The sequence below is a fragment of the Streptomyces sp. NPDC058092 genome (assembly GCF_042884935.1).
Classification (GTDB): Bacteria; Actinomycetota; Actinomycetes; order Streptomycetales; family Streptomycetaceae; genus Streptomyces.
The window spans coordinates 84012-108557 of sequence record NZ_JBHVSY010000004.1; the positions used below are offsets into that span (position 1 = coordinate 84012).

A 24546-nucleotide genomic window follows, 5' to 3' on the forward strand; every position below is an offset into this window, starting at 1 on the left:
ATGGCACGACCGCAACGCATTGTCCTCGTACGGCACGGGGAGTCCGAGGGCAACGCCGATGACACGGTGTACGAGCGTGAGCCGGACCATGCGCTGAGGCTCACCGCGACAGGGCTGCGGCAGGCCAGGGAGACGGGCGTGCGGCTGCGCGAGCTGTTCGACGGCGAACGGGTCAGCGTGTACGTCTCGCCCTACCGCCGCACGCACGAGACCTTCCGGTCCCTCGGGCTGGACCTCGAGCGGGTGCGGGTGAGGGAGGAGCCGCGGCTGCGGGAGCAGGACTGGGGGAACTGGCAGGACCGGGAAGACGTGAGACTGCAGAAGGCGTACCGGGATGCTTACGGGCACTTCTTCTACCGCTTTGCACAAGGCGAGTCCGGGGCCGATGTGTACGACAGGGTCGGGGCCTTCCTGGAGAGTCTGTACCGGAGCTTCGAAGCCCCTGACCACCCGCCGAATGTTCTGCTGGTCACGCACGGGCTGACCATGCGTTTGTTCTGCATGCGCTGGTTCCACTGGTCGGTGGCCGAGTTCGAATCGCTGTCCAATCCGGGCAACGGCGAGACCAGGGCACTGATACTCGGAGAGGACGGGCGCTACACCCTTGACCGGCCGTTCGAACGCTGGCGCACCCCTGAGCCGTACGGCATCACCGGATAGAGTGGAAGAGCGATGACAACCGCTGATTCTGCCTCCGAGCAACGTCTCGAACGCGCCCTGGCCAGCCTGCGTGGACTGGCTGTGGGAGACGCCCTGGGTTCCCAGTTCTTTGTGCCGGCCAACTATCCGCTGCTGAAGCAGCGCGGACTCCCACCCGGCCCCTGGCAGTGGACGGACGACACCGAGATGGCCTCCTCGGTGCTGGCCGTTCTGGTGAGGCACGAGCGAATCGACCAGGACGCGCTCGCCCGTTCCTTCGCCGACCACCACGACTTCGACCGCGGATACGGCCCTGCCGTGAACCGGCTGCTCCGGCTGGTGCGGGAAGGCGGCGACTGGCGGGAGCTGGCGTCCGCGCTGTTCAACGGACAGGGCTCCTGGGGCAACGGATCGGCGATGCGCATCGCGCCGCTCGGTGCCTGGTATGCGGACGACCCGGAGCAGGCCACACACCAGGCCGAGATCTCCTCGTACCCCACGCATCAGCATCGCGAGGCGGTCGTGGGCGCGATGGCCGTTGCGGCCGCTGCCTCGCTGGCGGCGGCGCCCGCGGGACCGCCCACCCCGACAGAACTTCTCGACGGTGTGATCGGGCTCGTACCGCGCAGTGCGGTCGGCGCCGGGCTGCGCCGGGCGCGCGACATGCTCGACTACGGCGATGCCGGGACGGTCGCCGCGGTCCTCGGCAACGGCCGGCGCACCAGTGCACATGACACCGTTCCGTTCGCCCTCTGGTCGGCGGCGCGAAGTCTCGGCGATTTCGAGCAGGCCTTCTGGGTGACGGCCCAAGCAGGCGGCGATGTCGACACGACCTGTGCGATCGTCGGCGGGATCGTCGCGGCGGGCAAGTCGGGCGCACCGCCTGCCGACTGGTCGGCACAGACGGAGGAGCTGCCGGACTGGCTCCCGCGGTAGGGCGAAGGGCGACGACGGCGGCGCCGACAATGCGGTGCGTCGATCGGACCGCGCGACTGTCACGGTACTGCCACAGCCCTTTCTCGCACGGCCGGTAACCGTAAGGGGAAGTTACTCTTTCGGCCACGTCGCCCTCGGTGATCATCCTGACGGGCGCGCACCGAAATGAGACGCCGGGGTGCCCCGCGCTGCCCAGTGGCGGTGCGTGCAGACCCCGGTGGGGGAGGGGTCCCATGTCCGATCACACGTCAGCAACACCTCGGCCGGAAGATGTCCCCGAGGGACCCGAGCGGTCTGAGGGGTCCGAGCTGTCGGAGCGGGCCGGGAGGTCCGGGACGGCCGCGATGTCGAAGGCTCCGATGCCGGAGTCCCGCGGCGCAGCCGCCGAGCCGCCGAAGGTGCCGGCCTACGCGCAACAGGATGGACAACAGCGCCCACCCAACCCCTGGCAGCAAGGCAGACCCCAGGCCTCGGCGGTCTCGCGACTTCGCCCGGCCAAGCCCGCCGCCATCCGGAGCGCGACACTCTGTTCCGTCCTGGGCACCGCGATACTGAGCGCCGTCCTGTTGGGTGACGGCCTCGGCCCGAACCTTCTGATCGTCGCGGTTCCCGCAGCGCTCTCGGCGTACTTCGCCGCACAGGCGGCCGGTCGCCGGCTCCGTCCATGGACAGCTGTCTGGGCGGTCGGCGGCCTTGCGCTCCTCGCTGTCCCGGCCCTTCGGGACGCCGGATGGCCCACCTTCCTGGCCGTCGTATCAGCTGTCGCACTGGGCTCACTCGCCCTGCACGGCAGTCGCAGCTGGCTCGGGGTGTTTCTCGGCTCACTGGGCCTGTTCAGCTCCATCGCCGACGGCCTGGCCTGGGGCCGGCGAGGAGTGCGCGAACGGATGGCAGGCTCCCGGGGCCGGCTCGGAGTCGTATTCCGCACCACTGGTGTGGCGGTCGTCCTGCTCATCGTGTTCGGGGCACTGTTCGCAAGCGCCGATGCCGCCTTCGCCGATGTGCTCGGCAACCTGATTCCGGATGTGTCGGTGGGCGACAGCCCCTGGCGTTTGTTCCTCTTCGCGATCGGCCTGGTCGGTGCGCTCGCCGCCGCGTACAGCGCAGCCGCACCGGTGCGGTGGGACGGCGTCACCGTTCGTCCGGGGAAGGCTCGCGGACGGCTGGAATGGGCACTTCCGCTCATCGTGCTGAATCTGCTGTTCGCCGTTTTCATCGCCATCCAGCTCACCGTGCTGCTCGGCGGATACGACAAGGTGATGGCCGAAACCGACCTGAGCTACTCCCAATACGCCCGTCAGGGTTTCTGGCAGCTTCTCTGGGCCACGCTCCTCACGCTGCTGGTGATCGCGATCGCCCTGCGCTGGGCTCCTCGCGGAGGGGGAAGCGAACGCACTCTCGTACGGAGCGTGCTCGGCACGCTGTGCCTGCTCACCCTCATAGTCGTGGCGTCCGCACTGAGGCGTATGGACCTGTACGTCGATGCGTACGGTCTGACACGGCTGCGTATATCCGTGGCTGCGGTGGAACTCTGGCTCGGCGTGGTTCTCGTCCTGATCATGGCGGTCGGCGTGTTCGGTGCCCGCCTGCTGCCGCGCGCCGTCGCCGCCAGCGCAGCCGTCGCCGTGCTCGCGTTCGGACTGCTCTCGCCCGATGGGCTGATCGCGGAGCAGAACGTTCAGCGGTACCGCAACGACCACTCGATCGACATCGACTACCTCCGGGGCCTCTCGGCCGACGCCGTACCGGCCCTGGACACGCTGCCCGAGCCACTGCGCTCCTGCGCCCTCAAGGACATCGAACGGTCGCTGCGATCCTCGGACACCCCGTGGTACGCCACCAGCTGGGGCGAGGCGCGGGCCCGGGACATTCTGAGAAAGCGGAGTTCGAACGACCTGGCACAGAGCTGCGACGCTTCGCGTACGAGCAGCGGTGGCAGCGACCGCGGCGGTGACGAAGACGATCAGTACGACCCCTACGACCCGTACTGATGTGAGCCGGGACGGACGGATCTGGCCCGACAGGTGCAGGCGGTGCACCGTTCCGCGCTGCGTTCCGTGCTTCACGAATGTGACGCAGGCACCAGGGAGCGCCTCCAGTCCGTGATCCTCAGCGGAGTTCTCCCGGCTTCGGCACAACGGTTCGCGAGCGCCGACTGCGTGCGTACGACTCGTTGGACGCGTGTACCGCAGCAAACTGAACACTGAAGGCCACGACCGTGCCGCAAGCCGTTCCGCGGCTCGGCGTGCGGCCGGGGCGGCCGGCGGGCGCCCCGGGGTGTTGTCGGCGTACCCATCGGCGTACGCTGACAGGCGCCATGCCGTACGAACCACCCACGCACACCGTCGAGCGCTCACTGCGCGCGACCACTGGTGCCAAGACCGTCGCCGGTGTCGACGAGGTCGGACGCGGAGCGTGGGCGGGACCGGTCACTGTGTGTGCGGCCGTCACCGGCCTTCGCAGACCTCCCGCCGGACTCACCGACTCCAAGCTGATCAGCCCCAAGCGCCGCGCGGAGCTCGCCCCGTTGCTGGAGCGCTGGGTCACCGCGTTCTCTCTCGGAGATGCTTCTCCGCAGGAGATCGACGGCTTGGGCATGACAGCTGCGCTCCGCCTCGCCGCCGTGCGCGCCCTCGAAGCCCTGCCGGTCCGACCCGACGCGGTGATACTCGACGGCAAACACGACTACCTGGGAGAGCCCTGGCAGGTCCGCACTGTGATCAAGGGCGACCAGTCCTGTATCGCGGTCGCGGCAGCTTCGGTGATCGCGAAGGTTCGACGGGACACGATGATGGCCGAACAGGGCGCGGCTTCCGGCGAGTACGCCGCCTTCGCCTTCGACGCCAACGCCGGCTACCCGTCGCCCGTGCACCGGGCCGCGCTGGAGGAGTGGGGGCCCACGCCCCTTCACCGCCTTTCGTGGTCCTACCTCGACGCGCTGCCCAGGTGGCAGCACCTCAAGAAGGTCCGCTTCTCCGCCGAGGCGGCTGCACTGGAAAGCGGGGGCCAACTCGGCTTCGACTTCTGATCGCGCACATGTACCCACCCGCTGACGCCTTGCGCGTCGGCGTTTGATAGACAACCACCCATGCCTCTCACCCCCGAGGAGCCTCAGATTCACGAGAGCGCCCAGGGTCCCCGCGTCACTCCGGCCACAGGCCGCACCGCGTCGACCCCCCGTCCTGTACCCGGTCCGCGTTCAGCGGCCATGCCGCGCCCGGGTCGCCCGGGACCCGGCCCCGCGAGGCCCGCGCCCCCGGCGCAGCGTCCGCACTCCACCTCCGGCCAGCCGCAGGCGGCCCGGTCGGAGAATCGTTCCGCACCGCAGATCCAGCTGATCCCCGCCTCGGCCGCCGGTGCGCTCGACGCCGCCGACGAAGCGGTGGATCTGCTGCTCGACTCCGGACGCGCACCGGGCGACATCCTGGTGCTCACCACCGGGGAACAGCACCCGTGGGCTGCGCATGAACTCACCTTCGGTGAGGCCGCCTACTGGGCGCAGCACGAAGCCGGCGACGATGTCTTCTTCGCCGGTGCCGCAGCCACGGAACGGCTGAAGCCCCGGCCCGTAGTGGTCGTCGCTGTCAACGGCGACGGTGGTGACGCCGTTGCCGGTGTGCTGTCCGGTGCCCGTGAACGAGCAGGTGCCCTGCTGATCGTGTGCGGGGACCCGCAGCGGATCAACGCAGAGCTCGGCGCCGGGGTCTGATCCGTAGAGGACAGAGGACCGTGGTGACCCGGCTGCCCGAAAGGGCGGCCGGGCCCGCGGCCACGGGTCAGCGTGCTGCGGTGCGCCGCAGCGCCTGAGCCGCACCGCCGCCGGTGCGCAGCGGGACCGGATTTGGGTCCAGCGACGTTTCGGCGAGCGCGGACGGCTGCGATGTGGAGTTGGGCCGACGGCCGCCCCGGCCCTCGCCCAGCACCTGCCAGCCGCCGCGGGTCAGCGTGATGTACGCACCGCACCGCAGACCGTGCAATGTGCACGCGTCCCGCAAACCCCACATCCATGCCCCGTCCTCCTCCGTCCAACGCTCGTCGCCCTCACGGCAGTAGAGCAGTACCGCGGTGCGGACAGGCGTGCGGCGGCGAAGGTCGTGCGGAATCACCCGGCGCATATGCGCCAGCAGCGCGTTGCGGAACTCCCAGCCGTCCGCGGTTGTGGAGCGGCGGGCGAACGAGGCGCTGGCGGTGAGGCGTTCCTCATGGTCGAGTACGGCGACGACAGCGGTTTCCGGTGCGGGCCGGTGCCGGGCGTGCAGGCCGCTGACCACCTCGCGGGGGTTGCGTAGCAACGGTATGCCCGCTTCTGCCCACTCGGCCGGTTCGAGCATCCTGGCAAGGCGGTTGGCGGAGTCGACGGATGCCGAAGACGCCGATATCGAAGTGGCTGCGGACGGAGCGAATCCGAAGGTCACGGTCCTCCCTTCGCATACGCGCCCACGGTGCGGGCAGGGTCGAGTGAGGGCGCACCGCGGCACAGCCCTTCAGGGCCGCGAAAGGGCCGCGCGGGGAGCGAGTCCAATTCTTCCTGGCGTATCGGCGGGCGGCAACGAGCAATTGGCGCAGCTGACGGGAATCAGCCGGAATGACTCTGATATCCCTGCCCATGCCGTGCTCGGATGACGCCTCCCTTTACGCCTGAACGGCGAGGACCAGCGGAAACACCCCCTGCGCCCCGGCCCGGCGCAGCAGTCGCGCCGCCACGGCCAGTGTCCAGCCGGTGTCCGAGAGATCGTCCACGAGCAGAACGGGACCGCCCGCCGTGGCCAAGGCGTCGGCCAGCTCGGGCTCCACGACCAACGCTTCATGCAGAGCCCGAACCCGCTGTGCGCTGTTGGTCTGCGAGATCCGTACACCATCGGCCGGCGCATAGGTGACACTGCCCAGCAGGGGCATCCGGCCGACTTCGGCGATGCGGCTGCCGAGCGACTGGATGAGCTGCGGCTTGCTGTGTGAGGCGATGGTGACCACTCCGACCGGCCGGGGTGCGGTGTCCTCACCCCCGGAGGCCCAGCCCCCGGGACCCTTGGCCCAGTCGGCCAGCACGCTCACGACCGCGTTCGTCACGTCGTCCGGCACGGGGGCGTCTGCCGTCTGCGCCGCCAGTATCGGACGCAGCCGGTTGCCCCAGCCGATGTCGGAGAGCCGACCCAGCGCACGGCCGGGGAACGACAGTTCTCCCGCAGGAATACGGCCCTTGAGGTCGACACCCACAGCGGCGAGACCGGTCGGCCACATCTTGCGGGGCTCCACCTCCACGCCGGGCCTGGCGAGTTCGCCCCGGGCACCGTCCAGTGCCGCACCGGACACGTGGTCGTCGAAGCGGGCTCCCGCGCAGTTGTCGCAACGTCCGCATGCGGTTGCATTCTCGTCGTCCAGCTGGCGGCGCAGGAACTCCATCCGGCAGCCGGTCGTCGTCGCGTATTCGCGCATCGCCTGCTGCTCGGAGGTTCGTTGGCGGGCCACCCAGGCATAACGTTCGGAGTCGTACACCCAGGGCTCACCTGTGGCGATCCAGCCGCCCTTCACCCGCCTGACGGCGCCATCGACGTCGAGAACCTTGAGCATGGTCTCCAGCCGGGTGCGTCTCAGGTCGACCAACGGCTCCAGAGCCGGCAGCGAAAGCGGACGGCCCGCCTGGGCGAGAGCATCGATCGTCCGCCGGACCTGCTCCTCGGGAGGGAAGGCAACCGATGCGAAGTACTGCCAGATCGCCTCGTCCTCCTTGCCCGGGAGCAGCAACACCTCCGCATGCTCGACGCCGCGCCCCGCGCGCCCCACCTGTTGGTAGTAGGCGATGGGGGAGGAGGGGGAGCCGAGATGAACGACGAAGCCCAGGTCGGGCTTGTCGAATCCCATGCCCAGCGCGGACGTTGCCACCAGGGCCTTGACGCGATTGGCAAGGAGGTCGTCCTCAGCCTGCTGGCGGTCGGCGTTTTCGGTGCGGCCGGTGTAGGACGCCACCGTGTGCCCGCACTGGCGCAGATACGTGGTGATCTCCTCGGCGGCCGCGACCGTCAGCGTGTAGATGATCCCCGAGCCGGGGAGCTCCTTGAGGTGATCGCCCAGCCAAGCCAACCGGTGTGCGGCATTGGGCAGTTGAAGGACGCCGAGGCTGAGGCTCTCCCGGTCCAGCGGGCCGCGCAGTACGAGAGCATCCGTACCCGCGCCGGTGCCCAGCTGCTCCGCGACATCTGCGGTCACCCGCGCGTTCGCGGTGGCCGTGGTCGCCAGCACGGGTACGCCGACGGGCAGATCGGCCAGCATGGTCCGCAGACGTCGGTAGTCGGGCCGGAAGTCATGGCCCCAGTCGGAAATGCAGTGCGCCTCGTCGACCACGAGGAGCCCGGTCGCGGCGGCAAGCCGGGGCAGGACCTGGTCCCGGAAATCGGGATTGTTGAGCCGCTCGGGACTGACCAGCAGCACGTCCACCTCCCCGGCCGCAACTTCGGCCTGGACGGTGTCCCACTCCTCGGTGTTGGACGAATTGATCGTGCGGGCGCTGATTCCTGCCCGGGCCGCCGCCGCGACCTGGTTGCGCATCAACGCCAGCAGCGGCGAGACGATCACGGTCGGCCCGCTGCCCCGCGCCCGGAGCAGCGATGTCGCGACGAAGTACACGGCGGACTTGCCCCAGCCGGTTCGCTGGACGACCAGGGCCCTGCGCTTGTCGGCGACGAGTGCCTCGATGGCCCGCCACTGGTCCTCCCGCAGCCGTGCAGCGCCTGAGGTGTCGCCGACGAGTCGGGCAAGTACGGAATCGGCCGAAGCCCTGAGCTCTGCGCGGTCTGCGTTGGTCATGCCCCCATGCAACCCGATGACTGCGGCAAACCGCGAACGACCCCGCACCCCTGTGGATAAAGTTATCCACAGGGGTCGCGGAATTTGGCCGCCCGCGGGACGGTCATGCCATGAACCAGCACCACGAATCCACCGGTCCGGTCGACGAGCAGCAGATCACCCTGCGGGGGCCTGCCGAGCTCGCCGACGCCCTCCCGTATCTCATGGGGTTCCACCCGAACGACAGCGTGGTCATGGTCGCCCTGCACGGCGGCCGGGGCCGCTTCGGAGGGCGGCTCAGGCTCGGCATCCCTCAGTCACCCCAAGAATGGGCGTCCGTCGCCGAGCAGCTTGCCGAGTGCCTGATCAAGGGAAGCGAGCGGCGTGGGGAGCGCCCTGACGCGATCGTCATTTTCCTCTGCCAGGATCCTGCCCAAGGCGAGAGCGGCAGCCAGACGATGGAGCGGCTGCGTCCCCTTGCCCAGCGCCTGCGTATGGCCTGCGGTGCCCTCGATGTACCCGTACTCGAAGCACTCTGCATCGCTGGCGGCCGGTACTGGTCGTACTGCTGCCCGGACAAGCGCTGCTGCCCGGCCGAAGGGAACCAGATGGCTCTGCCCGGCACCTCTGTGATGGCGGCCGCCGCTGCGTACGCGGGCATTCAAGTGCGCGGAACGCTGCGGGAGATGGAGGCCAGGCTCGAACCACTGAACACCGAGGCGGCGGCAGACCAGCAACGGGCACTCGACTCGGCCGGTGCCGACCTGCTGCCGAAGATCCTCGACGAGGCGGGACGCAAGGACGTGGCCCGGGAGACCTTGGGACTCGCCCGAAGGCTCTTGAAGCGTCTCAGGGAGGCGCCGGCGGCGGCGCCCTCCGCTTCGGACATCAATGACGACCGGGTGATCAGCAATGACGAGGCCGCTGCGGTGATCCTCGGACTGCAGGACCGGGAAACCCGCGACAAGGCCGCGGAATGGATGGAAGGACCCGAAGCCGATTCCGCGTTGCGGCTCTGGCGGGCGCTGTCCCGTCGCTGTGTCGCGCCGTACGAGGAGCACGCCGCGGCGCCGCTGACTCTGGCCGGGTGGGTCTCCTGGTCGACAGGTGATGAACCGGGTGCACGGGTCGCGCTGGGTCTAGCTCTGAGGGTGGATCCTGGGTACACCTTTGCCCAGCTCCTTCACGAGGCGTGCAACCAGGGTCTCGACCCGGAGACGCTGCGCCGCTGTCTCCGGGGCGAGCGCAATGTCCGGACGGGCCGGCGCCCACGCCCGGACCGGACGCGGCCCCGCACCGTACGCCCGACCGCCACTCGGCGCAGGAAGACCTCTTCTGGCTCCACTCGCCCCGAAGCAGTTGTTGCCCGACGCCGGTCCGGGCAAGTCTCCCCGAGCCGTCGAGGGTCCAGGAGTGGTCGATGACTGCCACCCCTCGTCGCTCTGCGACACCTCTCATCGGCGGTCCGGCACCGAGATCCCCGCTCCCCACCGTGCGGGGAGCGCAGGCCCGGAGGGTGTCGGCGTGCGCAGCTTCGCGGGCACGCTCCCGCCGGGTCACCCCGCACCGCCCCACGCCTGACGGCCGTGGGCCGTACTGGGGCGGGCGGTGCCGTGGTCGTTGCCGACGGCCCTCGGCCGGGGCTGTGGCCGGTCGGTGCTTCGTACGACACCGGCTTGAAGCGGCACGCAATCCACCGGGACGAAGTCGGTGTCCCGAGGGCTGACCGTGGTTCGACGCCCGTGCCGCAAGGGATGACGCAAGAGGAATCGAGGTGGTGCAGGACTCGGTGATCTCCCGGGCGTCGGTGGTCGGCGCCCGGCGATCCTCACCCATCGGCGACGCGGTCGCGAGCGGCCCAGTGCTTGCCGCCCGGACAGACCCGGGAGCGTTAGCCGGGGCCAGCCAGGACACCGGCTCACGACGGGCGAAGAGCACGGAGAAGTTCACGTTGAAAGTGGTCGTGCCGAAGTAGTCGGGCGCAGTAGGCGTGCCGAAGTGCGCGGCAATCGTAGTCATGCCTACGAGAACGGCGAAGGGAGTGTTTATCGTCAGGCAGACGACTATGATCACCGCATGCCGCCCTACGACCCGTCGACCTTCCCGCCCTTCGCTGTCACCGTCGACCTGGTTGTGCTCACGGTGCGCCGTCATGCGCTCTGTGCGCTGGTGGTGCGTCGAGGCGAGCCGCCATTCCAGGGGCGATGGGCGCTGCCCGGCGGCTTCGTCAGAGCCGATGAGGATCTCGGAGCCGCAGCAGCGCGCGAACTCGTCGAGGAGACCGGACTGTGCGCCCAGGACCCTGCAGCCCCGACGGTCGGCACCGGTGCCCATCTTGAACAGCTAGCCACCTACGGTGACCCCGGCCGTGACCCCCGGATGAGGGTCGTCAGCGTCGCTCACCTCGCCCTGGCCCCCGATCTGCCGGCGCCGCGGGCCGGCGGCGATGCGAACAGTGCGCGTTGGGCACCGGTCGAGGATTTGCTCGGGCCGGAGAGCGGGTTGGGTCATGAGAGCGAAGACCAGATCCCGCTCGCCTTCGATCATGCGCAGATCCTTGCCGACGGCGTGGAACGGGCGCGTTCCAAGATCGAGTACTCCTCTCTGGCCACCGCTTTCTGCCCGCCGGCGTTCACGGTCGGTGAGCTTCGGAGGGTGTACGAGGCGGTGTGGGGCGTCGTTCTCGACCCGCGGAACTTTCACCGCAAGGTGACGGGTACGCCAGGCTTCCTCGTGCCTGCCGGCGGAACGACCACTCGGCAGGGCGGTCGCCCTGCCCAGCTTTTCCGGGCCGGCGCGGCCACAGTACTCAACCCGCCGATGCTGAGGCCGGACGTCTGACACGGCGGAACGCCCGCAAGGTCGATGCTGCACTAAAAGTTGGATATGTCGCGTTATCTTGCTGCGGTACCGCCCTGCCGTCGAGCGGTCTCACCTTCCGCGAGAGAAGCGATGCTCCAGGCCATCGGACTCACCAGTGCTCCCCGCCGCGGCCTTCCGGCCGCCGTGCGCGACCTCACCTTCGAGGCCCGACCAGGCCACGTCACCGCGCTTCTGGGTGCCCCCGGCTCGGGTAAGACCTCCGCCCTCCGTCTGATGCTCGAACTCGACCCGGGGCGGGGGGTCACCTACTTCCGGGGCAGACCGCTGCACCGCATTCCGCACCCGGCACGGGAGGTGGGAGTGCTCCTCGGGGACGTACCGGGTCATCCCGCCCGCACCGTCCGCGGTCAGCTCCGTATGCTCTGCGCCGCCGCAGGTGTACCGGCATCCCGGGCCGACGAACTGCTCGAGGTCGTAGGTCTCGCCGGACTCCGGGATCAGCGTGTCGGCACACTCTCGCTCGGCATGGACCGCCTGCTCGCCCTGGCTTCGGCGCTGCTCGGCGACCCGCACACGCTCATCCTCGACGATCCCGCAGAAGGCCTCTCTTCGCGTGAGGAGTGCTGGCTGCACGGCCTGCTCCAGGCGCACGCCACCCAGGGCGGCACCGTTCTCTACACCACGGCCGATCCCAAGGAAGCCGCGCGGACCGCCGACCATGTGGTCACCATCGACGGCGGACGTCTCGTCGCCGACCAGAGCGCCGGCGCCTTCTCACAGACCCGTCTCCGCCCCCGGGTCGCGATCCGGACTCCGCACGCAGCCCGCCTCGCTGCCGTCCTCACCCGTGAGGCCCGAGCGGCCAGGCGCTCGGTCGAGGTGGTCGCCGAAGCAAGCTGCCGTCTCTCCGTCTACGGTTCCACCTGCGCGGAAGTCGGCGACGCGGCATTCCGGCACGGGCTCCCGGTGCACCAACTCGCCGACGAGGTGGCCGACGCCGGTCCCGCACATCCCGCAGAGCCCACGGATCCAGCAGACCCCGGCGAAAGGGAGACCGAACCGCTACCGGCCGCGCAGGCATCCGGCCCGGAGCTGCTCCCGCCGATCCGCCGCCGCTCGGCCCGCGGCCCGCTCCACCCGCTGCGATACGAACTGCGCCGCCTCTTCGGCGTCAGAACGACAACCTTGGTCATGGTCGCCGTTCTTGTCGCCTCAGTCGGGCTCTCCCTCCTCCTCGCCCGCTCCGGCCATGCTCAGCTGCCGAAGTTGCTGGCGGGCTGGCCGTCGCTGCTGCCGCTGCCACCCGCGGCAGTCGGGGCCGGACTGATCGGCGCCCTCTCCTTCGGCGACGAGTTCCGCTACCCCGCGCTTGCGGCGGGGCGAGGCACCGTCCCCCGGCGTCTGGGATTGCTTCTCGCCAAGCTGGTGGTGTCAGCAGGTGTCGCCCTGGTGCTCGCCGTGATTGTCGTGCTGGCGTCCGCCGAAACCATTCACCTGGTGTACGGCGACGATTTGATCAAGATGCCACCGAATTCGGCATTCCTGGGTGCGGGTTGGGCGGGACTGACTGTCGGCTGCGCCTGGGCGGGCCTCTTGGCCGCCGGAGTGTTCAGGGTGACGACGGCCGGAGTTGCCGCCGTACTCGCCGTTCCCGTACTCGTCGTTCCGTTTGTCCAGCATGTGCTGGCGGGGTCGGCCTCCCGTCCGGTCGCCGGACTTCCGGGCAGGCTTCGCGAGCTGGCGTGGCCGCGCTGGCCGTACGAGACGGATCGATGGGTGGCGGCTGTCGTGCGCGTGGTGGCACACCCCGTGGGTACCGCGCTGTCATTGTCGTTGTCGGCCCTGATCTGTGCGTATCTGTTCACCAGCCTTCGCAGCAGGGTTCGTTGGTGATCACGGGGTTGCATCGGACCGCTCCGGGCCTGGCAACTTCCTTGAAGGTGCCCGATTTCCACCAATAAGGCGTCAATTGGGGGGCGGGTGCCGATCACCCTTTCGTGTGCTTTTCACCAAAGACCTCAAGGGTCGGGTGAGCTGCGCCGACAAAGGATGCGTGAGTACCCTTGCGCACACCATGATGACCGCCGCCCGCTCCGCCGATTCCGGCCTCGCCGGCCCGGGTGAACTCGACCGCTACCCGTATGCGGAGGCGCCGGCCGGCGAACGTGCCCCTCTTCGCTCCTGGGACGGTCCCGATGCCGACCTCGGCCGGGCGGGCCGACGGGGCTCGGCCAGTCGGGGCCGCGGCCTCCACGGCCAACTTGTTCAGCAGCTGGGCCAGATGATCGTCTCCGGTGATCTGGGTGCCGACCGGCCCCTCGTGCCGGAAGAGATCGGTCAGCGTTTCGAGGTCTCTCGCACCGTCGTACGCGAATCGCTGCGCGTTCTTGAGGCCAAGGGCTTGGTCAGCGCCCGGCCCAACGTGGGTACCCGGGTCCGCCCCGTCAGTGACTGGAACCTACTGGACCCCGACATCATCGAATGGCGCGCCTTCGGCCCTCAGCGCGAGGACCAGCGCCGCGAGCTGGGCGAGCTCCGGTGGACGATCGAACCGCTCGCGGCCCGTCTCGCCGCAGGTCATGGTCGCGAGGACATTCAGCAGCGCCTCGGCGACATGGTCGAGATCATGGGCCACGCGCTCGGACAGGGGGATGGGATCACCTGCTCCCGGGCCGACGCGGAATTCCACTCCCTGCTCATCCAGGCAGCGGGCAATCGCATGCTCGAGCACCTCTCCGGCATCGTTTCCGCGGCGTTGCAGGTCTCGGGTGGTCCTGTCACGGGCTGCGACCGCCCCACCGAGGCGTCCCTCGGCCACCATGCACGCATCGTCGACGCCCTCGCATCGGGCGACTCGGCCGGTGCCGAGGCGGCCATGCGTCAACTGCTCGTCGTCCACCCCGAGGTGGAACGGGTGGTGCCCGCCCCCCGCGAGCACTGAGCGCAGCACGGCCAGGGTGTACGAACCACGTGTCGCCGGGCCCCCATGGTCCGGCGGCACAATTGTGGTGGGATGGTACCCATGGTCACGTTCGTCGCAAATGAGGTGTGACTCGGGCCACGCGGATTGGGCGTAACACTCCTCGAAACAGTGCGATGACTTAAGAGGTGACCGCCGCGGAAGGAATACAGCAGCCATTCAGTGCGCTGTGCAGTTCTGAGGCCAAACCCGCGCCGTCGGTACATTCCCAGCCCGGCGGTCGTCGGTTCCAGCCCTCTCAAGGGCCGGACCGGAAGCCGTTTCCATCGTTCCGAGAGGTTGTTCGTGTCGGCCAGCACATCCCGTACGCTCCCGCCGGAGATCGCCGAGTCCGAGTCTGTGATGGCGCTCATCGAGCGGGGAAAGGCTGATGGGCAGATCGCCGGCGATGACGTGCGTCGGGCCTTCGAGGCTGACCAGATTCCGCCAACCCAGTGGAAGAATGTTCTGCGCAGCCTCAACCAGATCCTCGAGGAAGAGGGTGTGACGCTGATGGTCAGTGCCGCGGAGCCGTCCAAACGTGCCCGCAAGAGCGTCGCAGCAAAGAGCCCGGTCAAGCGCACCGCCACCAAGACTGTCGCGGCCAAGACGACCGTGACCAGGACGGTCGCGGCCACTGCCGCCCCGTCGGCAGAGACCGTGGACGTGGTGGCTGACGACGCTACCGCGGCCGGCCCTGCGAAGAAGGCAGCAGTCAAGAAGACGGCTGCCAAGAAGACCGCCGTGAAGAAGACGGTGGCCAAGAAGGCAACAGCAAAGAAGTCCGGAAAGCAGGACGACGAGCTCCTCGACGGCGACGAGGCGGCCGAAGAAGTAAAGGCCGGCAAGGGCGAGGACGAGGAGAGCGAGGGCGAGAACAAGGGCTTCGTCCTCTCCGACGACGACGAGGACGACGCACCTGCGCAGCAGGTCGCCGTCGCCGGCGCCACCGCCGACCCGGTCAAGGACTACCTGAAGCAGATTGGCAAGGTTCCCCTCCTCAACGCCGAACAGGAGGTCGAGCTCGCCAAGCGCATCGAGGCGGGTCTGTTTGCCGAGGACAAGCTGGCGAACTCCGACAAGCTCGCGCCGAAGCTCAAGCGCGAGCTGGAAATCATCGCCGAGGACGGCCGCCGCGCCAAGAACCACCTGCTGGAGGCCAACCTCCGTCTCGTGGTTTCGCTGGCCAAGCGCTACACCGGCCGCGGCATGCTCTTCCTGGACCTGATCCAGGAAGGCAACCTTGGTCTGATCCGCGCGGTCGAGAAGTTCGACTACACCAAGGGCTACAAGTTCTCCACGTACGCCACCTGGTGGATCCGTCAGGCGATCACCCGCGCCATGGCCGACCAGGCCCGCACCATCCGTATCCCGGTGCACATGGTGGAGGTCATCAACAAGCTCGCCCGTGTGCAGCGCCAGATGCTCCAGGACCTGGGTCGCGAGCCCACGCCGGAGGAGCTGGCCAAGGAACTCGACATGACCCCTGAGAAGGTCATCGAGGTCCAGAAGTACGGTCGCGAGCCGATTTCCCTCCACACCCCACTGGGTGAGGACGGGGACAGCGAGTTCGGCGACCTGATCGAGGACTCCGAGGCAGTCGTCCCGGCCGACGCGGTCAGCTTCACGCTTCTCCAGGAGCAGCTGCACTCGGTGCTCGACACGCTCTCCGAGCGTGAGGCCGGCGTGGTCTCGATGCGCTTCGGTCTCACCGACGGCCAGCCGAAGACGCTGGACGAGATCGGCAAGGTCTACGGCGTGACGCGCGAGCGCATCCGTCAGATCGAGTCGAAGACCATGTCGAAGCTGCGCCACCCGTCGCGTTCGCAGGTGCTGCGCGATTACCTCGACTAGGTCGTAGGAGTACACGGACCAGGTCGCAGAAGAACACAGACCGAGGGCCCGGATCCCGCAGGGGAGCCGGGCCCTCGGCCTATCTGCGGGTGCGATCCATGGCAGGTCGGATGACTCTGGGTGGGAAATGGTTCACCACAGAGTCAGGAGTGCGCATGTCCCGTACCGTCTTCCACACCATGACCGGGGTGCTCGCCCTGGTGGCCGCCACGGCCGCGGTACCGCCCGGATCCTCCGCTCCGGCTGTTGCGGACAGCATCGTCATCGGTGGTCAGCCCGCACACGTCAAGGACAGCCCCTGGGTCGTGGCGCTGTCCAGTCGGGACCGGTTCGGAGACACGCGTGCCGGCCAGTTCTGCGGCGGCGTCGTGGTCGCGCCGAAGAAGGTGCTGACCGCTGCGCACTGCCTGAGCAGGGAGGCGCTCGGAGTCGATGTCGGCAAAGTGCGCGATCTGCGGATCATCTCGGGCCGGGACACCCTGCCTGGGACCGGCGGGAAGGAGGTACCGGTCGAGGCGGCATGGAGCAATCCGCGATTCGACCCCCTCACGAACGCGGGGGACCTGGCGGTGCTCGCTCTGGCCGACGCACTGCCCGCGACGAGCGTGATCCCGATGGCCGAATCCGGTGACACGGCATACGAGCCGGGTACGGGTGCCGTCGTCTACGGGTGGGGTGACACGACCGGTAACGGCGACTATGCGTCGTCACTCCGCGCCGCCCAGGTGAGCGTTCTGCCGGACAGCTTGTGCGCGCAGGCGTACCCGGGCGGCAGGGATGGCACGTACGACGCCTCAGCGATGCTCTGCGCGGGCGAACTGCGGGGCGGGTGCGACGCGTGCCAAGGCGACAGCGGAGGGCCGCTGGTGGCCCGTGGGCGGCTCATTGGGCTGGTGTCCTGGGGGGACGGTTGCGGAAGGGCGGGGAGTCCCGGCGTGTATACCCGGATCTCGGCCGCCATCGGCTGGATGCCGGACGGTAACTGAACGACAGCACCGCGTAGGTACGAGAACGGGCGGCTTCCTCTTGGGAAGCCGCCCGTCGGCCATTCCGGAACCTGGCCCTGGCTCGTCGTGGATGCGAGGTGTCAGTGTTGTTCCTCTTCGGCGGCTTGGGCCTGCACGGCCGTCAGCCGGTCCGTCTCATCCTGTATTTCCGCGGCGATCTTCTTGAGTTCCGGCTCGAACTTGCGACCGTGGTGGGCGCAGAAGAGCAGTTCACCGCCGCTGATCAGGACGACGCGCAGATATGCCTGGGCGCCGCAACGGTCACAGCGGTCTGCTGCGGTCAGCGGGCTCGCGGGGGTCAGAACAGTAGTCACGTCGCCTCTTCTCTAGCTCGACGAGCTGTCGTACCAGGGTCAACATCCAACCAGGCCGAAAACGTTCCCGCTCGTGGCTTTTCTTCGAAACTTCTTCTCGAGATGGCTGTCTGTTGCCGGTTGGCGGCGAATGTGCCGTATTGCGTAGCGCTACGGTTTCGCGTTGCTTGTCTTGTGTGGATCCTCCCGGCCGGCTTGCCGGTTTGTTCATGAGGACGTGCCCGGAGCCTAAATGGTTCATGCCTGGAAGGGAACGTGATGTGCGCGTCACTCCTACGAGGGATCGAACGTGTATGCGAGGCTGGACTAGTGTGAGGGTTCTCGGAGGGTGGCGTTACAACCGCTCTACCAGGCCTCGGTACCCTCTCAGCGGCGACCGAAGCCGAGCCCGTTACCCACTTGGGCCTCAAATGAAATTCAGCGAGGAGCGAACCGCGTGACCGCCGATACGTCCGTGCCGTCCACTGCGCTGCTGACCGGAGCAGACCGAGACGGTTCCAACTACACCGCGCGGCACCTGCTCGTACTTGAGGGGCTCGAAGCGGTTCGCAAGCGTCCCGGGATGTACATCGGGTCCACAGACAGCCGCGGCCTCATGCACTGCCTCTGGGAGATCATCGACAACTCCGTCGACGAGGCTCTGGGCGGCTACTGCGATCACATCGAGGTCGTCCTCCACGACGACAATTCCGTGGAGGTCCGGGACAACGGACGCGGTATCCCGGTCGATGTCGAGCCCAAGACGGGCCTGTCCGGTGTCGAGGTCGTGATGACCAAACTGCACGCCGGTGGAAAGTTCGGCGGCGGCTCGTACGCCGCGTCCGGCGGTCTGCACGGCGTGGGCGCCTCTGTGGTCAACGCGCTCTCCGCCCGGCTCGACGTCGAGGTCGACCGCAACAGCGCGACCCACTCGATCAGCTTCCGCCGCGGAGTCCCGGGCATCTTCACCGAGCAGGGGCCGGACAGCCCCTTCGACCCGGCCAACGGCCTGCTCAAGGGCAAGCGGGTACCGAAGGCACGCACCGGAACCAGGGTGCGTTACTGGGCGGACCGGCAGATCTTCCTCAAGGACGCCAAGCTCAACCTGGAGACGCTCCACCAGCGGGCGCGGCAGACGGCCTTCCTCGTCCCCGGTCTCACGATCGTCGTTCGCGACGAGCGTGGCCTCGACGGCCAGGGCAAGACCGAGGAGACCTTCCGCTTCGACGGTGGAATCAGTGAATTCTGCGAGTACCTCGCCCAGGACAAGGCGGTCTGTGACGTCATGCGTCTGACCGGCCAGGGCACATTCAAGGAGACCGTCCCGGTCCTGGACGAGCGCGGTCACATGACGGCGACCGAGGTCACCCGTGAACTCGTCGTCGACATCGCCATGCGCTGGGGCACCGGATACGACACGAATCTCAAGTCCTTCGTCAACATCATCGCCACCCCCAAGGGCGGCACCCATGTGACCGGATTTGAACGCGCCGTGACCAAGACGGTCAATGAGGCACTGCGGTCGGCCAAGCTTCTCCGCGTCGCCGAGGACGACATCGTCAAGGACGACGCGCTGGAGGGCCTCACCGCGGTCGTCACCGTACGGCTGGCGGAGCCACAGTTCGAGGGCCAGACCAAGGAGGTGCTCGGCACCTCGGCGGCCAACCGGATCGTTGCCGGCGTCGTTTCCAAGGAGCTCAAGGCGTTCCTGACTTCGACGAAGCGCGATGCCAAGGCCCAGGCCAGGGCGGTCCTGGACAAGGCGGTGGCAGCTGCGCGCACGCGCATCGCGGCCCGCCAGCACAAGGACGCACAGCGTCGCAAGACAGCGCTGGAGTCCTCCTCGCTGCCGGCGAAGCTCGCCGACTGCCGCAGCGACGACGTGGACCGCAGCGAGCTCTTCATCGTCGAGGGCGACTCCGCGCTCGGTACGGCCAAGCTCGCGCGGAACAGCGAGTTCCAGGCGTTGCTGCCGATCCGAGGAAAGATCCTCAATGTCCAGAAGTCGTCCGTCTCGGACATGCTGAAGAACGCCGAGTGCGGTGCGATCATCCAGGTCATAGGAGCCGGGTCGGGGCGAACCTTCGACATCGACGCCGCCCGCTACGGGAAGATCGTCCTGCTGGTGGACGCCGATGTCGACGGTGCGCACATCCGCTGTCTGCTGCTGACCCTGTTCCAGCGCTACATGCGGCCCATGGTGGCGGCGGGCCGGGTCTTCGCCGCCGTACCCCCGCTGCACCGGATCGAGCTGGTCCAGCCCAAGAAGGGCCAGGACAAGTACATCTACACGTACTCCGACAATGAGCTGCGCCAACGGCTGTTGGAACTGCAACGGAAGAACGTCCGGTACAAGGACTCGATCCAGCGTTACAAGGGTCTGGGCGAGATGGACGCCGACCAGCTGGCGGAGACCACGATGGACCCCCGGCATCGCACCCTGCGGCGGATCAACATCGGTGATCTGGAATCGTCGGAGCACGTCTTCGATCTGCTGATGGGCAATGACGTGGCACCGCGCAAGGAGTTCATCGCCAGCTCGGCCGCCACCCTGGACCGCTCGCGCATCGACGTCTGAGCGTCGCCGTCTCCACCCGTGGGTGGAGACGGCGACTCCACCCGTGATCAACCTCTGAGCCGATCCCCTGACCCGGTCGCTTCCGTAGCGTCGAAGGCGTTCAACCTTCCCGCGTCTCGGAGGCAGCCATGTCCGGGCTCGTCAATGTCCTGGTGATCGTCGCCGTCATCGCTGTTGTCGTGGTCCGCCAGTGCTCGGCACGGCGGATCTCCGATGGCAAGCGCTGCTGGATCCTGCCGGGCATTCTCCTCGTCGTGTCGCTGCGCGAGCACGGACTGGTGGATCCGCGTCACGAGGCGCTGTCGGTGGCCGTCCTGGGCGCGGAGCCGGCGGTGGGGCTGGTCACCGGGGCCGGCTGGGGCTGGACTTCGCGGCTGTGTCGCGAGGCGGATGGTTCGCTGTGGACCAAGGGAACAAAAGCCACCGTCTTTGTCTGGGCAGAGGGACTGGTGCTGCGTGCGGCTCTTTTCGGGGCTGCCGCGCTGGTGGTAATACATCAGGGCAGCGCCGCACTGATGTCCGCTCTCGCGGTGACGTTGGCGGCGCGCAGCCGGGTGTTGATGTGGCGGGCCGGGCAGATGCGTCCGGCGTACGGTGGTTCTGCCGACGGGATGTCGACGCGGCCGGCGTGGAAGGACCGCGTGTGACTGCCACGATCTGGACGAGCTGGCCGTCCCGGGAAGCTCTCTCCGCGAGGAATCGCACCCGCCCGCGGGCGTTGTTCGCCTGGTCCGTCAGGGCGGTTCTGCTCACCGCCATGCTCTGGGGCACATTCACCAGCGGACGGTTCGGGCCCGGGGAGGTGGCGCTCGGACTGGTGGGCGTTGTGGGCTGTGCCGTTGCCGCCTGGGCGTTCTTCCGGACCAGCCTGGAGCACCGGCTGTGGCCGTCGCTGGCACTTCTCGCGCTGCTGATGGTGGCGGCACTCGGGGCGCAGCAGGCCGGGGCCGGAGTGCCGGCGGTGATTCTGTGGTGCGGTTGTGCTGTCTCTGCTCTGGAGAGGTTGCCGCTCGCGGCGAGCCTCCCGGCCACGGCCGTCGCGCTCGGCGCGTACGCAGCTGTCAACGCCGACGGCTGGCTGAACACGGCCATAACGACAGGGGGCCTCTGTCTGGCGGGCTACGTTCTGCGACTGGACGCAGAGGCCCGGGGCAGTGCTCAGAGACTCCTCGCGCAGGAGCGGGCGGCCCGCGCGGCGGAGGCCGAGACGGCTGCCCTGGACGAGCGGGCCAGGATCGCCCGCGAAATCCACGACGTGCTCGCCCACAGCCTTTCGGCGCAGCTGGTGCATCTGGAGGCGGCGCGGCTGCTGATCGAGCGGGAACCCCCGGGGGAATTCCGGGACCGGGTACTGGAGCGGGTGGTGGCGGCACGTTCCATGGCACGTGAGGGGCTCACGGAGACCCGTCAGGCGCTCTCGGCGCTCCGGGGGGAGGCGTCCCCGGTGGAGGATTTCCTACGGCAGCTGGTGGCCGCGGAGCCCGCCGAGGTCAGCGTGGCGGGGGAACAGCGGACGCTGACCGCGGAGGCGTCGCAGACGGTCCGGAGGGTGGCGCAGGAGGCCCTGACCAATGTGCGCAAGCACGCGCCGGGGGCCAGGGTCCTCGTACGGCTGGAGTATCTGCCGGATGAGATCGCCCTGGAGGTCGCAGACGCGGGTGGACGCAGACCCGAGGACGAGCTCGCTGTCAGCGGCTCCGGATACGGTCTGCTGGGGATGAGGGAGCGGGCCGAACTCCTGGGCGGGACGCTGGAGGCCGGCCCCGGCGAGGAGGGTTTCGTGGTGACTCTGCGGGTGCCCGCGTGAACGCGCGGGTCGTGGTCGCCGATGACCAGTCGGTTGTCCGCGAAGGAATCGTGATGCTGTTGGGGCTGCTGCCCGGCATCGAGGTGGTCGGATCGGCGAAGGATGGTGAGGAGGCCGTCGCGCTCGTGGCCGAACTGGCACCCGACGTGGTTCTGATGGATTTGCGGATGCCCCGCTGCGACGGGGCGGAGGCAACACGGCGGATCCGCAAGGATTATCCGGGTACCCAAGTGGTGGTGCTCACGACCTTCGCGGATGACGACTCGCTCTTCCCCGCGCTGCAGGCGGGGGCTCGGGGCTATCTCACGAAGGACGCCGGGGGTGACGAGATCGTGCGGGCCATCCAGGCCGTGCTGTCGGGCGAGGCCGGACTCTCGCCTTCCGTACAGCGTCGTCTGCTGGAGCGCGTCACCACGCAGCCCCCGCCGCCCGGCCCGGGCCCAGAGCCACAATTGCCCGACGGTCTGACAGCACGTGAGGTGGAAGTACTGGTCCTGATCGCGGAGGGACTGTCCAATCTGGAGATTGCCCGCAGACTGCACATTTCGCAGGCCACCGTGAAAAGCCACATCAACAACCTCTTCGCCAAGGCCGGAGTACGCGACCGGGCACAGGCCGTTCGTTATGCGTACGTTCGGGGCCTCGCACAGTCGCCCGGGGCGACCTTCACCTGAAGAGGTGAAGACCGGCGAATGAAGTGCCCGGGATCTTCCCGATCTGCCCATTCTTGGGTACGCGGCCGAAGTGGTCCGTGGACAAGGGGAGTTGTTCGGTGGAGAAGGAAGCAGGGCGTGAGGCCGCAGCAATGCGGCTCGACGACCCGTGGTACGACGCGCTGGCCTCCGGCTGGGGCGAGCTGGATGGTGCGGGGAGCTTCGCTCCCGCCGGGCGTCCGGGGCCGGCTGACCCGCAGCGCGGCCACAGTGCGGCCGAGATCTATCTGGAGGTGCAGCGCAGCGAGGCATTCCAGGAAGTGCGCCGTCGGTACCGGCGGTTCGTCATCCCGGCCACCCTTGCTTTCCTCGTCTGGTACCTCGCCTACGTCGTCGTCGCGATCACCGCACCCGGACTGATGGCCCGTCCGGTGGCCGGAGCGGTCAATGTCGCGATGGTCGTGGGGCTCGGGCAGTTCCTCACGACGTTCCTTCTCACCGGGGCGTACGCGCGGCACGCGCGGCTGCGCAGGGACCGGGCCGCGCTCGATCTGCGGTGGGAGACACAGGAGATGACGCGGGGGATCGCGCGTTGAACGGGAACCACCAGACGCTGGCGCTCCTGCTGTTCAGCGCCTTCATCGCAGTGACGCTCGCCATCACCACGTGGGTGAGCCGTAACCGGCACGGTTCGGCCGAGGAGTTCTACGCGGGAGGTCGGCTGTTCTCTCCCATGGAGAACGGTTTCGCCATCGCCGGGGACTACATGTCGGCCGCGTCCTTCCTCGGCATCTCCGGGCTGATCGCCCTCTTCGGCTACGACGGCATGCTCTACTCGGTCGGGTTCCTCGTCGCGTGGCTGGTCGTCCTGTTGCTGGTCGCCGAACTGGTCCGCAACTGCGGCCGGTTCACGCTCGCCGACGTGGTTGCGGCGCGGATGGCGGAGCGCCCGGTCCGGATCGCCGCGGGTACCTCGTCCGTCACCGTCTCCGTGCTCTATCTGGTGGCACAGATGGTGGGCGCGGGAAGCCTGGTCGCGCTGCTCCTCGGCGGTACGAGTGGTGCCGCCCGTTCCTGGACCGTCATCGGTGTCGGGGCGCTCATGGTGATCTATGTGTCGCTCGGCGGGATGCGCGCCACGACCTGGATCCAGATCGTCAAGGCAGTTCTGCTGATGGTGGGTGCGGTCGTGCTCACCGTGCTCGTCCTGGTCCGCTTCCACGGCGACTTCAACGCTCTGCTCAACTCCGCCGCCGAACGGAGCGGGCACGGAAGCCGGTTCCTCTCGCCCGGCCTCCGGTACGGCGGAACCTGGACGGCACGCATCGACTTCATCAGCCTGGGCCTGGCCCTGGTACTCGGTACGGCGGGGCTGCCGCACATCCTGTCGCGGTTCTACACCGTGCCCACAGCCCGCGCAGCCCGCCGTTCGGTCGTCTGGTCCATCGGGCTCATCGGCAGCTTCTACCTGATGACGATCGCGCTCGGATTCGGGGCGGCGGCACTGGTCGGTTCGGCCGAGGTGCGGGCGTCGAATTCTGCGGGAAACACCGCGGTTCCACTGCTGGCCCTGGAGCTCGGCGGCGGCGAAGGATCCACCGGGGGGACGATTCTGTTCGCCGTGGTCGCCGCCGTCGCCTTCGCGACCATCCTCGCCGTCGTCGCGGGGATCACCCTCGCCTCGTCCGCCTCCGTGGCCCATGACCTCTACGCCTCGCTCAGGCGCCCGGGCTCCAAGCAGTACAGCGAGGTCACCGTGGCCCGGGTCGCCGCAGCCGGGATCGGCGTGGCCGCCATCGGGCTCGGCCTGGTCGCCCAGGACCTCAATGTGGCGTTCCTGGTGGGGCTCGCCTTCGCCGTCGCCGCTTCGGCCAATCTCCCGGTGCTGCTGTACTCCCTGCTCTGGCGGAACTTCACCACCCGCGGAGCGGTCTGGTCCGTCTACGGCGGGCTGATTCCCGCCGTGCTGCTCGTACTGCTCTCCCCGGTCGTCTCCGGCAGCCCGAACTCGCTCTTCCCCGGCGCCGACTTCCAGCTCTTCCCCCTGGAGAACCCCGGCCTGGTCTCCATTCCGCTGGGCTTCCTGGCCGGCTGGGTCGGCACGGTCACCTCCACCGAACCGCCCGACGCCGCCAAGCATGCGGAGACCGAGGTCCGTGCGCTGACCGGGGCGGGGGCGGTGTAGCCGCCTGCGCCGTACCGGCGGTGCCTTCGCCG

General features: G+C 68.6%; 20 protein-coding genes. 17 read left to right on the forward strand and 3 right to left on the reverse strand.

Features of this window, described 5'->3' with window-relative positions:
* From ACFVV1_RS08720 to ACFVV1_RS08740, 5 genes are all read left to right on the forward strand, one after another.
* Positions 1-660, forward strand: coding sequence for a histidine phosphatase family protein (locus ACFVV1_RS08720; protein WP_389986592.1), 660 nt, complete (start codon positions 1-3; stop codon positions 658-660).
* 12 nt (positions 661-672) lie between these two features.
* On the forward strand, positions 673-1575 hold the full coding sequence (locus ACFVV1_RS08725; protein WP_389986595.1) for an ADP-ribosylglycohydrolase family protein: 903 nt from the start codon (positions 673-675) through the stop codon (positions 1573-1575).
* 233 nt (positions 1576-1808) lie between these two features.
* Entirely contained in the window at positions 1809-3566 is a 1758-nt protein-coding gene (locus tag ACFVV1_RS08730) for a DUF4153 domain-containing protein (protein ID WP_389986598.1), read from the forward strand.
* Between the two features lie 326 nt (positions 3567-3892).
* Positions 3893-4603 carry a ribonuclease HII gene (locus ACFVV1_RS08735; RefSeq protein ID WP_389986601.1) on the forward strand — a complete coding sequence of 237 codons (711 nt, stop codon included), beginning with the start codon at positions 3893-3895 and terminating at the stop codon, positions 4601-4603.
* Positions 4604-4663: 60 nt separating this feature from the next.
* Positions 4664-5284, forward strand: coding sequence for a hypothetical protein (locus ACFVV1_RS08740; protein WP_389986604.1), 621 nt, complete (start codon positions 4664-4666; stop codon positions 5282-5284).
* Positions 5285-5351: 67 nt separating this feature from the next.
* Here the strand turns inward: ACFVV1_RS08740 and ACFVV1_RS08745 are convergent, their stop codons facing one another.
* Both ACFVV1_RS08745 and ACFVV1_RS08750 read right to left on the reverse strand, forming a co-directional pair.
* On the reverse strand, positions 5352-5990 hold the full coding sequence (locus ACFVV1_RS08745; protein WP_389986606.1) for a hypothetical protein: 639 nt from the start codon (positions 5988-5990) through the stop codon (positions 5352-5354).
* A 217-nt stretch (positions 5991-6207) separates the two neighbouring features.
* Entirely contained in the window at positions 6208-8376 is a 2169-nt protein-coding gene (locus ACFVV1_RS08750; RefSeq protein WP_389986609.1) for a RecQ family ATP-dependent DNA helicase, read from the reverse strand.
* A gap of 110 nt (positions 8377-8486) precedes the next feature.
* On the opposite strand from ACFVV1_RS08750, the gene ACFVV1_RS08755 reads away from it, so the two are divergent.
* The 6 genes from ACFVV1_RS08755 (at position 8487) to ACFVV1_RS08780 (ending at position 16977) form a co-directional block, all read left to right on the forward strand.
* Entirely contained in the window at positions 8487-9779 is a 1293-nt protein-coding gene (locus tag ACFVV1_RS08755) for a DUF4192 domain-containing protein (protein WP_389986612.1), read from the forward strand.
* A gap of 652 nt (positions 9780-10431) precedes the next feature.
* A complete protein-coding gene (locus ACFVV1_RS08760; RefSeq protein ID WP_389986615.1) occupies positions 10432-11196 on the forward strand; it encodes an NUDIX domain-containing protein in 765 nt (254 codons plus the stop codon).
* 111 nt (positions 11197-11307) lie between these two features.
* The gene (locus tag ACFVV1_RS08765) at positions 11308-13071 is read left to right on the forward strand and encodes an ATP-binding cassette domain-containing protein (protein ID WP_389986618.1); all 1764 of its coding nucleotides are present in this window, start codon (positions 11308-11310) and stop codon (positions 13069-13071) included.
* Positions 13072-13231: 160 nt separating this feature from the next.
* Positions 13232-14119: a FadR/GntR family transcriptional regulator gene (locus ACFVV1_RS08770; RefSeq protein WP_389986621.1), complete on the forward strand. Its 888-nt coding sequence runs from the start codon at positions 13232-13234 to the stop codon at positions 14117-14119.
* A 324-nt stretch (positions 14120-14443) separates the two neighbouring features.
* On the forward strand, positions 14444-15991 hold the full coding sequence (locus ACFVV1_RS08775) for an RNA polymerase sigma factor (protein ID WP_389986624.1): 1548 nt from the start codon (positions 14444-14446) through the stop codon (positions 15989-15991).
* Between the two features lie 155 nt (positions 15992-16146).
* Positions 16147-16977: a serine protease gene (locus tag ACFVV1_RS08780; RefSeq protein WP_389986627.1), complete on the forward strand. Its 831-nt coding sequence runs from the start codon at positions 16147-16149 to the stop codon at positions 16975-16977.
* 101 nt (positions 16978-17078) lie between these two features.
* On the opposite strand, the gene ACFVV1_RS08785 is transcribed toward ACFVV1_RS08780, so the two are convergent.
* Positions 17079-17312, reverse strand: a complete 234-nt coding sequence (locus ACFVV1_RS08785) for a hypothetical protein (protein ID WP_024489001.1) — start codon at positions 17310-17312, stop codon at positions 17079-17081.
* A 436-nt stretch (positions 17313-17748) separates the two neighbouring features.
* On the opposite strand from ACFVV1_RS08785, the gene ACFVV1_RS08790 reads away from it, so the two are divergent.
* From ACFVV1_RS08790 to ACFVV1_RS08815, 6 genes are all read left to right on the forward strand, one after another.
* Complete coding sequence (locus ACFVV1_RS08790) at positions 17749-19869, forward strand: type IIA DNA topoisomerase subunit B (protein WP_389986630.1); 2121 nt, start codon at positions 17749-17751, stop codon at positions 19867-19869.
* Between the two features lie 128 nt (positions 19870-19997).
* The gene (locus tag ACFVV1_RS08795) at positions 19998-20516 is read left to right on the forward strand and encodes a DUF1453 domain-containing protein (RefSeq protein WP_389986633.1); all 519 of its coding nucleotides are present in this window, start codon (positions 19998-20000) and stop codon (positions 20514-20516) included.
* Positions 20513-21676: a sensor histidine kinase gene (locus ACFVV1_RS08800; RefSeq protein WP_389986636.1), complete on the forward strand. Its 1164-nt coding sequence runs from the start codon at positions 20513-20515 to the stop codon at positions 21674-21676. The genes ACFVV1_RS08795 and ACFVV1_RS08800 overlap by 4 nt, the downstream gene beginning before the upstream one ends.
* Complete coding sequence (locus ACFVV1_RS08805; protein WP_389986639.1) at positions 21673-22350, forward strand: response regulator; 678 nt, start codon at positions 21673-21675, stop codon at positions 22348-22350. The genes ACFVV1_RS08800 and ACFVV1_RS08805 overlap by 4 nt, the downstream gene beginning before the upstream one ends.
* A gap of 131 nt (positions 22351-22481) precedes the next feature.
* On the forward strand, positions 22482-22925 hold the full coding sequence (locus ACFVV1_RS08810; RefSeq protein WP_389987314.1) for a DUF485 domain-containing protein: 444 nt from the start codon (positions 22482-22484) through the stop codon (positions 22923-22925).
* Positions 22922-24514, forward strand: coding sequence for a cation acetate symporter (locus ACFVV1_RS08815; RefSeq protein WP_389986642.1), 1593 nt, complete (start codon positions 22922-22924; stop codon positions 24512-24514). The genes ACFVV1_RS08810 and ACFVV1_RS08815 overlap by 4 nt, the downstream gene beginning before the upstream one ends.
* Positions 24515-24546 lie beyond the last annotated feature (32 nt).

Bases quoted from the DNA above. Each gene is read 5' to 3' on its own strand.
- ACFVV1_RS08735 (WP_389986601.1), top strand. From the start codon at position 3,893: ATGCCGTACGAACCACCCACGCACACCGTCGAGCGCTCACTGCGCGCG.
- ACFVV1_RS08780 (WP_389986627.1), top strand. From the start codon at position 16,147: ATGTCCCGTACCGTCTTCCACACCATGACCGGGGTGCTCGCCCTGGTG.
- ACFVV1_RS08795 (WP_389986633.1), top strand. From the start codon at position 19,998: ATGTCCGGGCTCGTCAATGTCCTGGTGATCGTCGCCGTCATCGCTGTT.
- ACFVV1_RS08755 (WP_389986612.1), top strand. From the start codon at position 8,487: ATGAACCAGCACCACGAATCCACCGGTCCGGTCGACGAGCAGCAGATC.
- ACFVV1_RS08760 (WP_389986615.1), top strand. From the start codon at position 10,432: ATGCCGCCCTACGACCCGTCGACCTTCCCGCCCTTCGCTGTCACCGTC.
- ACFVV1_RS08765 (WP_389986618.1), top strand. From the start codon at position 11,308: ATGCTCCAGGCCATCGGACTCACCAGTGCTCCCCGCCGCGGCCTTCCG.
- ACFVV1_RS08740 (WP_389986604.1), top strand. From the start codon at position 4,664: ATGCCTCTCACCCCCGAGGAGCCTCAGATTCACGAGAGCGCCCAGGGT.
- ACFVV1_RS08750 (WP_389986609.1), bottom strand. From the start codon at position 8,376: ATGACCAACGCAGACCGCGCAGAGCTCAGGGCTTCGGCCGATTCCGTA.
- ACFVV1_RS08725 (WP_389986595.1), top strand. From the start codon at position 673: ATGACAACCGCTGATTCTGCCTCCGAGCAACGTCTCGAACGCGCCCTG.
- ACFVV1_RS08810 (WP_389987314.1), top strand. From the start codon at position 22,482: ATGCGGCTCGACGACCCGTGGTACGACGCGCTGGCCTCCGGCTGGGGC.
- ACFVV1_RS08730 (WP_389986598.1), top strand. From the start codon at position 1,809: ATGTCCGATCACACGTCAGCAACACCTCGGCCGGAAGATGTCCCCGAG.
- ACFVV1_RS08720 (WP_389986592.1), top strand. From the start codon at position 1: ATGGCACGACCGCAACGCATTGTCCTCGTACGGCACGGGGAGTCCGAG.